Genomic DNA, 8,700 nt, shown 5'->3' with positions numbered 1-8,700 from the left:
GATTTCACTGATAAGGGGGAAAGGTTTAGGAACTTCCTCAAATGCTTCTAGGAGTTGCTTCAAATACTCATAATCAACTTTCATTCTTGATTTTCCTAATAGTCACATAACGCCGCATTAAGGTGTGAGCGACGCTTGGCTATACTTGAGCGAAGCGAAACTGCCAAGCGTTGCGAATCACTCTTAAATGCTTTGTTATATGCATTTACTCATAACTGAACTCGACCTTCGCTGACTCAAAATCAAAAGGTTTATCCAACAACTTTGCCATATAGCTTAACGAACGCCCAAATTCTAGCTCTTGCTCCATAGACAATGTCATTCGAAGTATACAATGATGGAGAAGGCTGTCTCTGGGGATTTTTATCTTTTGCAACTCATCGACTGGCTTCGGGTTTCGCACCCAACATTGGAATTCAAAGTCATCCAGCATTTTATGAAGATAAAACCCAAACTTAGATTCCAGACAGGTTAACTCAAATTCCCAAGAATCAATTAGTTTTCGTTCAGTTGCAGCAACAAACAATTCCGCAGTTTCAAATGCGCGTCTAACTTCGGTGCTATTTGGAACAATAAAGTCATGCTCAATCTTGTTCCTTAGAGTTCGAATTTCAGAAACTAAACCACAGGGCGCGATACCAAAGCCCACAATTACTTTTAATTTTGCAGGTAGATTTACAGAATCGTCATCTCCAAAAAACTCACCGAATTCATTGAGATTTTTGGGATACTTTTTGGGATCATACCCGAGGGCACGAAAAATCCTATCGATTTGACAATCAATGGCTCTCTTTGAATTCCCTAGGGAATTAATAAGCCCACGAGTGCTACCCTCACGAAAGTCACGTTTCGCAAAAGATATATATTCACTTGGATTTACTTCAAACTTCCAATCCAAGCGAGAGCCTGCATCAGGCACAACTTTGACGTTATTAAATGAAATTGGAACCTGTTTTAGTTCCTCTAAGTAGTCAATTTTGTTCATAATTCTCCAATGCATATAACGCCCTGCTAAGTGGCTAGCAACGCATAGCACGATACTCAAACTAGCCGCCGTAAACACTTTACCAAACTAGAACCAAAATTGCCGAGCGTTGATAGTCCGTCTTGAGCAGTTTGTTATAGGGCAAACTCAAATATATTCAACAAACTGCCCGTCAGCTATGTGACCATAAACCCTGAAACCATTCTTGATTTCATTACCAGGAAGATTAATTTTCTGTAGTTCAACTCTAATTAGCTCATGATGAATAGAGTCTTTCGTTTGTAATTCAACCCATTCGATATAGCGAAAGCCACCTAGTTCAAAATGATAATACCAGTCACCATCCCACTCAGAGATATGCCCGCTTTCTATATCTTTTGTTCGCCACTTGGGCCTATGAACTTCAAGTGCAGACATCTTAAGACGCAGCTCATTCCATTTTGTCTTATTCATTACGCTAAGCATAAATATCACCTGCCCTATAACGCCAAATTAAGGTGTGAACAACGCGGACACCTTACCTAAAGCATTGTGCCATAAACACTAAACTGGCTTGAAGTGAAAGCGCCAAGCGTTGTGAATCACTCTTAAATTTATTGTTAGTTGCCTAAGCACTATCTTTTTTTACTAGGTGAATAGATAGTTCGTCAGGAGTAGAATATGTATCCGAGAAAGACATTAAATAGTCTATCTTGTATACCAACTTGTGGAAGTTTTCATAGACTTCGTCAATGTCATACTCAGATGACTCTACATCCGTATCATCTAAGCGAAACTCATTCGAAATAGCTAAATATCGCTCGTGCAGTTCAGATTTAGCCATTTCTTTAGCGTCGATGTCGACCGCTAACAACTTAATGGTCTCTAATAACTCAGTTGAAACTGAATAGTCTCCGTCAATTGCCCGACTGAAAAGAAGCTTATGATTTCTGCGAATATTTCTACGAGATATCTCTTCGTAATCTGCAATTGTCATCGCATATTTTTCGTATTCTTCTATATGCTTGTAGTAATTAGCAAAGTTGTTTTGTTGGTTGGTCACACGAATTTGTTCTTTAGTTTGCTCTGACCGGTGATTTGCCGCCAGCAATGCGACGATTGGAATAATCAAAGCTAGTATTCCTAAGGGGACTCGGAACACCGTCAAAAAATTATTGAAACCGGTAAACGATAAGTCAACATCAAGTTCAGAGTTTGCGACAATGATGGAAGCTAGTACCAGTGAAAACAATGACAAAGCCACAACCACACCCCATAAGGCAGGAAGGCTAATAAAGCTTTTGTGAGGGTTGAAATACTTACTTGTCACACAAAACTCCAAATTTAGTCATACACCTATTACTCAATTTATCTGCGAATATGGTTTCTGAGTACCGCCTTTTACGGTGGCAACTAACGCCCTGCTAAGTGGCTAGCAACGCATAGCACGATACTCAAACTAGCCGCCGTAAACACTTTACCAAACTAGAACCAAAATTGCCGAGCGTTGATAGTCCGTCTTGAGCAGTTTGTTATAGGGCAAACTCAAATATATTCAACAAACTGCCCGTCAGCTATGTGACCATAAACCCTGAAACCATTCTTGATTTCATTACCAGGAAGATTAATTTTCTGTAGTTCAACTCTAATTAGCTCATGATGAATAGAGTCTTTCGTTTGTAATTCAACCCATTCGATATAGCGAAAGCCACCTAGTTCAAAATGATAATACCAGTCACCATCCCACTCAGAGATATGCCCGCTTTCTATATCTTTTGTTCGCCACTTGGGCCTATGAACTTCAAGTGCAGACATCTTAAGACGCAGCTCATTCCATTTTGTCTTATTCATTACGCTAAGCATAAATATCACCTGCCCTATAACAGTTCTTAGCCAGAACAATTCTATAAAAAACTACAGAACCAATCCGCAATAAAACTTTACTTACCCTCACGTTACCAAATCAACTTAATAAATAACAGTTACTTACATCAAACAGAGAAACATATGAATCACAAAATGCAGAATTGTTCTATATAGCATGATTTGGGCCTTGCTCACGCTAGTATGTATGTTTATACAGTTCCGTAAACTATAAAAAAAGCCCCGCATTAGGTAATGCGAGGCTTTAAGTAACCAGATAAGACGCTAATCTTAGCCTACAATACCACGAGCTTTTAGGAACTCTGCGTAAGTGCCTTTAAAGTCGGTAATCTTGTTGTCTTTGATCTCGATGATACGAGTTGCCAACGAGTCTACGAATACACGGTCGTGAGATACGAAGAATAGCGTACCTTTGTATTGCTCTAGTGCCGTGTTTAGAGATTCGATAGATTCCATATCCATGTGGTTGGTTGGTTCATCCATCAACAACATGTTTGGTTTATGCATCATAAGCTTACCTAGAAGCATACGGCCTTGCTCACCACCAGAAAGTACTTTTACTGACTTTTTAATGTCATCTTGAGAAAACAGCATACGACCTAAGAAGCTACGAATAACTTGCTCGTCATCGCCTTCTTGACGCCACTGTCCCATCCAATCCATAAGGTTTAGATCTTCTTCAAAATCAGCGGCATGGTCTTGGGCATAGTAACCAATGTTAGAGTTTTCTGACCACTTAAATTCACCAGTGCGTGGCTCTAGTACACCCGCAAGAGTGTTGAGTAGCGTTGTTTTACCCACACCGTTCTCACCGATGATGGCAACACGCTCACCCACTTCAAAGATCGCATTGAAATCGCTAAACAAATCATCTTCGAAACCTTGGCTTAGGTTTTCTACGATAAGTGCATTACGGAACAACTCTTTCGATTGCTCAAAGCGGATGAATGGGTTTTGGCGGCTTGATGCTTTTACTTCTTCAAGCTGAATCTTATCGATCTGCTTAGCACGAGAAGTGGCTTGCTTAGCCTTAGATGCGTTAGCAGAGAAACGAGCAACGAACGTTTGTAGTTCTGCAATTTGCGCTTTTTTCTTCGCGTTGTCAGACAATAGACGATCGCGTGCTTGCGATGCCGCTGTCATGTATTCATCATAGTTACCAGGGTATACACGTAGCTCACCGTAGTCTAAGTCTGCCATGTGTGTACAAACTGAGTTCAAGAAGTGACGGTCGTGCGAGATGATGATCATCGTGCAGTTACGTTGGTTTAGCGTCTCTTCCAACCAGCGGATAGTATCCATATCCAAGTTGTTGGTTGGTTCGTCGAGCAGCATGATGTGCGGGTCAGCAAATAGAACCTGTGCAAGAAGTACACGAAGTTTCCAACCAGGGGCAACTTCGCTCATTAAACCGTAGTGTTGCTCTTCAGGAATACCAACAGCAAGGAGTAACTCGCCTGCTTTTGCGTCGGCCATGTAACCGTCCATTTCTGCAAATTGAACTTCTAGGTCAGCAACAAGCATGCCCTCTTCTTCACTCATTTCAGGCAAAGAATAAATGCGATCGCGCTCTTTTTTTACTTCCCACAGTTCTTTGTAACCCATGATAACGGTATCAATCACGGTGAACTCTTCGTAAGCAAACTGATCCTGGTTTAGCTTCGCTACGCGCTCGTTAGGGTCGTAACTTACGTTACCACCTGTAGGGTCAAGCTCTCCGCTTAGGATTTTCATGAACGTTGATTTACCACAGCCGTTCGCACCGATAAGGCCGTAACGGTTACCTTCACCAAACTTAACAGAGATGTTTTCAAAAAGTGGCTTAGCGCCAAATTGCTGTGTGATGTTGTTAGTGGAAATCAATGTCGTTACCTATAAAATATGAAAAACCGCGCCACACTACTGTTTACTGAGACGAACTTCAAGTTTTGTTTTTCTGACATCGAATAAGTCGATCGTGTCAGTCATCTTATCTAACATTTTAAAGTTGGATTCAGGTTGCAGTTCTATATAATCGCTGCCAGTTCCAACAACTGATCGAAACCATGAATAAGACCCTTTTCTTGCTTGTAGCCTCAATGCCTTTTACTGCATCCTTTGCAATTGCCAAAAATACGTTTAATGCCAACCCAGTGTGGGGAAACGATACCTATGGGCATTTACAAACAGGTGACATCGTTTATCAAGATGATGAAATCATCTGCTTACATGGCAAATCGAATAAGTGCTACGACAAAAAGGTGATCATGGAGTGCGGAATGCCTCCCGAGTCATTACCAGAAAAGCTCAAATATCAGGAATGTAAAGACGCCTTAGCCAAAGAGCCAAATAAGTAGAAAAACGGTCAGCATCATTGCTGACCGTTTTTTATAGGTTCATAACTTTGAGCTGAGGTTCGGCACGTTCGGGAAGGTAAATACTGAACTGGCTTCCTTTACCCCATTCAGAGTCAACTCTGAGTTCACCACCCGACTGGCTGAGAATACTTTGTGAGACAGAGAGACCTAAGCCGGTTCCATCCCGCTTAGTGGTGTAAAACGGTGAGAAGATTCGTTTTAGGTTCTCGGGCTTAATACCGCAGCCTTCATCTTTAACATGAATGACTGCGCCACGAGTCTGCCCTTCTTCTACCCAGTCTTCGCTTGAGACGATTAGTCGACCTTTCCCTTGCATCGCATGAATACCGTTCATTTGCAGATTGACTAAAATTTGCAGTAGCTGATGGCGATTCACTTCAACGGAAGCTTGCGCGTTTAGCTCTGTTTCAAACGTCACTTCACGTTTCTTTGCGCCTGTTTTGACCAGTGTAACGCTCTCTTCAATGATGGGATTCACTCGCTGCCAAGTGATCTCATCCTGTACACCGCCTTGTCGACTGTACTGCAGCAGACTACGTGTAATATTGCGGATGCGGTCGATCTGCGCGTGAATTGCTTCAATCTCTTCTTTTACGCGAGATGACTCATCACCTAACTCAAATTGCATCAGTTCAACGTTACCTAAGATCACAGCCGTTGGGTTATTGATCTCGTGTGCAATACCAGCAGTGAGCTCACCTAAAGCAGCCAGTTTTTCATTAACAACCAACTTGTCACGTGTCTGATTCAGTAGTTGGATGTGTAACTCTAGCTCTTGCGTTTTCTCTTCTAGGCTCGCTGTACGATCTTGGACTTTACACTCTAACTCATTCGCAGCCCGTTGAATTTCATTCTTTCGCTGCCTAAGAAGGTCGAGCATGTTGTCGAATTGCTTGGCGAGCTGAGCAAGTTCATGCCCTTCGTCTAAGCCCAAAGGGCCAATGCGAGTCTCTTTGCCCAACTGAATCATTTTTACTACACGGTGAATGTGTTCAATCGGTATGAAAAGATCCCGAGATCCTCGATAAACAAGCAAGCTAGAGATAAATAGTAAGAAGAGCGTCGTAATAGAGATCTCAGCGATATTAGTCATGTAAGTGGTCACGAATGGCCACAACAAATACCCCGTATACAGCATACCAATCACATTGTTGTACTGGTCGTATAAAGGTTGATAGGCAGTGATGTACCATGCATCGTACACAAACGCTAAGTTTGTCCACTCATGTCCTTCTACCAGAACCGCTTGTTTCACTTCATCAGAAACGCGAGTGCCGATGGCTCTACCTAGTCGGTCGTTACTGTCTAAAGGGACATTGGTGCTAACACGTAAGTCATCTAAAAAGACAGTCAAAGTACCTACAGGGCGCAAACTGTCTTGCTTTGATGGGTAGATTAGATCACGAATCGTATCAACCAACACCGTACTGTTGTTAAGCAGCAACCCTCCGTCTAAAAAGCCAATGATATCGTTGGTTTGGTTGCGGATAGGGATTACTGTACGACTCACTAGCCCCCTGCTTTCAACGGAATTGTTCTCGAGAATCGGCGTTTGAGCACGCTTAACTAAGTCATTGCCCAACTCAGCCAATTCTTGCTGAGTTAACACGTCAAAAAAGGATTCTCGATGAGTCAGATCCATAAATCTGAATTTGTTTTCCATGCTGTCAACACGATGGAAACGGAGGAAATCGAGCTTATATTTTTCTCGTTGTCTCGATACCCAATTTGAAAGATCCAACTCACTGACTTCTTTGCTGCGGACTCGTGAAACGAATTCAAAAGAACTTGCAAACGATTTAACATGATTCGCCTGTTTCTCTTGAATCAGTTCGATGCTATTTTCTGCCACGCCAAGTCTTTCAGACACATCAACCAATGCGCTTTGCCACGTGTAATGGATCGACCAATAAATGGTGATACCTATAAGCGCGACCAAAGTCAGAACGATAGGCGCAGAGGTTAAGATCATCAGGCGATAACGAACCATGGTTTTGAATCGATAACGCCATTTTGACCAGAATGAGAGGCTATTCGGCATAGCTCGATTCCTCGCTGTCCCACTCTTTAAATTTGCGCTCTAAAGTCTTACGCGCGACGCCTAGATCTCGCGCGGCTGCCGATTTATTGCCATCGTGAAAATCAACCAATTGCTGGATATGGGCTTTTTCGACTTGCTTTAGTGGCCAACTGTTTGGATATCCTTCACCACGATTTGCAGGCGTCGTCAGTTCAATCACCTCCGCGCCACTTGAGACGGTCATGGTAACGGAAGGCTTTAATGTGTCACCATGGATCTCTCGCCAGTAGTGCGCAGGAGGCTTACCAAGCAGGATGCAACGTTCGATAAGGTTTTTAAGTTCACGGATGTTGCCCGGCCAATCGTACTCGTTCATTGCCAGAATATCTTCATGTGCCCAGTTTGGGTTTGGCATGCCTAACTCAGATGCGAGCATTTTGGTGAAAAAGGGCACAAGCTCAATCAGATCGGCTTTGCGCGCTCTTAAAGGCATGACATCAATTTTTAGGACATTGAGTCGATAGAATAAGTCTGCGCGGAAATTTCCCTTGTTAACCTCTTCTTGTAAGTTACGGTTGGTTGCTGCCACAACTCTAACGTCAACCGATATCTCTTTTTCACCACCAACTGGGCGGATTGTTCGCTGCTCTAAAACACGCAATAAGGCAGACTGCATTGCGAGCGGCATTTCACCAATTTCGTCTAAGAAGAGCGTGCCACCATTTGCAACGCGGAACAAACCTTCACGGCTTTTCTTCGCCCCAGTAAATGCACCGGCATTGTGACCAAACAGCTCACTTTCAAGCAGTTCAGGTGCAATAGCGCCACAGTTAATGGGTACAAATGGCCCGCTTCGTTGGCTCGCTTCATGAATACCACGAGCAACCAGTTCTTTACCCGTTCCCGACTCGCCCTCTACAAGCACAGAGGCACGCGACGGCGCAAACTGAGTGATGAGCTGCTTTAACTGAGCGGTCTTTTCTGAGCCTCCGACAATGTCCGTCACGACATGGCGTTTGAATTCATGACGCAACGCAAACTGGTGACGTTCTTCTAAACGCTTATCAATGCAGCGCTGCACGGCTTGCAACATTTGTTCGAGGTTAAATGGCTTAAGAATAAAATCAGATGCCCCAAGCTTGAGCGCGGAAATTGCGGTTTCCAAATCCGCGTAGCCTGTCATAAAGATAATGTCGGCTTTTTTATCTGGGTCATTAAACGCTTCTTCCCACTCAATTCCTGAGCGCCCTGGCAAGTTGATGTCCAGAACAATCAAATCGTAATGGTTAGCACTACGTAACTGTTCAGCATCTTCTATACTCCCGACACAATCTACTTTTGAAAACCATTTACTCAAGGCTTTGTTCAGTATGGTTTGCATTCCGATCTCGTCATCAACAACGAGAACGGAAAACGCTTGATATTGTGAAGCTTTATTAGGATCGAATGATGGAGGCATGATGACCACTTTTCAT

The 8,700-nt window shown here is 43.0% G+C and carries 8 protein-coding genes; 1 reads left to right on the top strand and 7 read right to left on the bottom strand.

The window, feature by feature from the left end; translation table 11 throughout:
* Positions 1–205 precede the first annotated feature (205 nt).
* The 5 genes from AC5O63_RS11070 to AC5O63_RS11050 form a co-directional block, all read right to left on the bottom strand.
* Positions 206–985: a hypothetical protein gene (locus AC5O63_RS11070; protein WP_039476369.1), complete on the bottom strand. Its 780-nt coding sequence runs from the start codon at positions 983–985 to the stop codon at positions 206–208.
* A gap of 147 nt (positions 986–1,132) precedes the next feature.
* Positions 1,133–1,438 (bottom strand): DUF6678 family protein, encoded by a 306-nt coding sequence (locus AC5O63_RS11065; RefSeq protein WP_494504996.1) that lies wholly within the window; start codon positions 1,436–1,438, stop codon positions 1,133–1,135.
* Between the two features lie 154 nt (positions 1,439–1,592).
* Positions 1,593–2,294: a hypothetical protein gene (locus tag AC5O63_RS11060; protein WP_494504997.1), complete on the bottom strand. Its 702-nt coding sequence runs from the start codon at positions 2,292–2,294 to the stop codon at positions 1,593–1,595.
* Positions 2,295–2,509: 215 nt separating this feature from the next.
* Positions 2,510–2,815 carry a DUF6678 family protein gene (locus tag AC5O63_RS11055; protein WP_494504996.1) on the bottom strand — a complete coding sequence of 102 codons (306 nt, stop codon included), beginning with the start codon at positions 2,813–2,815 and terminating at the stop codon, positions 2,510–2,512.
* Positions 2,816–3,118: 303 nt separating this feature from the next.
* A complete protein-coding gene (locus AC5O63_RS11050; RefSeq protein WP_004748924.1) occupies positions 3,119–4,711 on the bottom strand; it encodes an ABC-F family ATPase in 1,593 nt (530 codons plus the stop codon).
* Positions 4,712–4,893: 182 nt separating this feature from the next.
* On the opposite strand from AC5O63_RS11050, the gene AC5O63_RS11045 reads away from it, so the two are divergent.
* Positions 4,894–5,184, top strand: coding sequence for a hypothetical protein (locus tag AC5O63_RS11045; RefSeq protein ID WP_494504995.1), 291 nt, complete (start codon positions 4,894–4,896; stop codon positions 5,182–5,184).
* A gap of 31 nt (positions 5,185–5,215) precedes the next feature.
* On the opposite strand, the gene AC5O63_RS11040 is transcribed toward AC5O63_RS11045, so the two are convergent.
* Entirely contained in the window at positions 5,216–7,246 is a 2,031-nt protein-coding gene (locus AC5O63_RS11040; protein ID WP_494504994.1) for a sensor histidine kinase, read from the bottom strand.
* Positions 7,236–8,684 (bottom strand): sigma-54-dependent transcriptional regulator, encoded by a 1,449-nt coding sequence (locus AC5O63_RS11035; RefSeq protein WP_494504993.1) that lies wholly within the window; start codon positions 8,682–8,684, stop codon positions 7,236–7,238. The genes AC5O63_RS11040 and AC5O63_RS11035 overlap by 11 nt, the downstream gene beginning before the upstream one ends.
* Between the last annotated feature and the right edge of the window lie 16 nt (positions 8,685–8,700).

It is taken from the genome of Vibrio sp. SCP2 (genome assembly GCF_059295395.1).
Note: the sequence above shows the minus strand (reverse complement) of the source record. Positions and strands in the feature narration are given on the sequence as shown.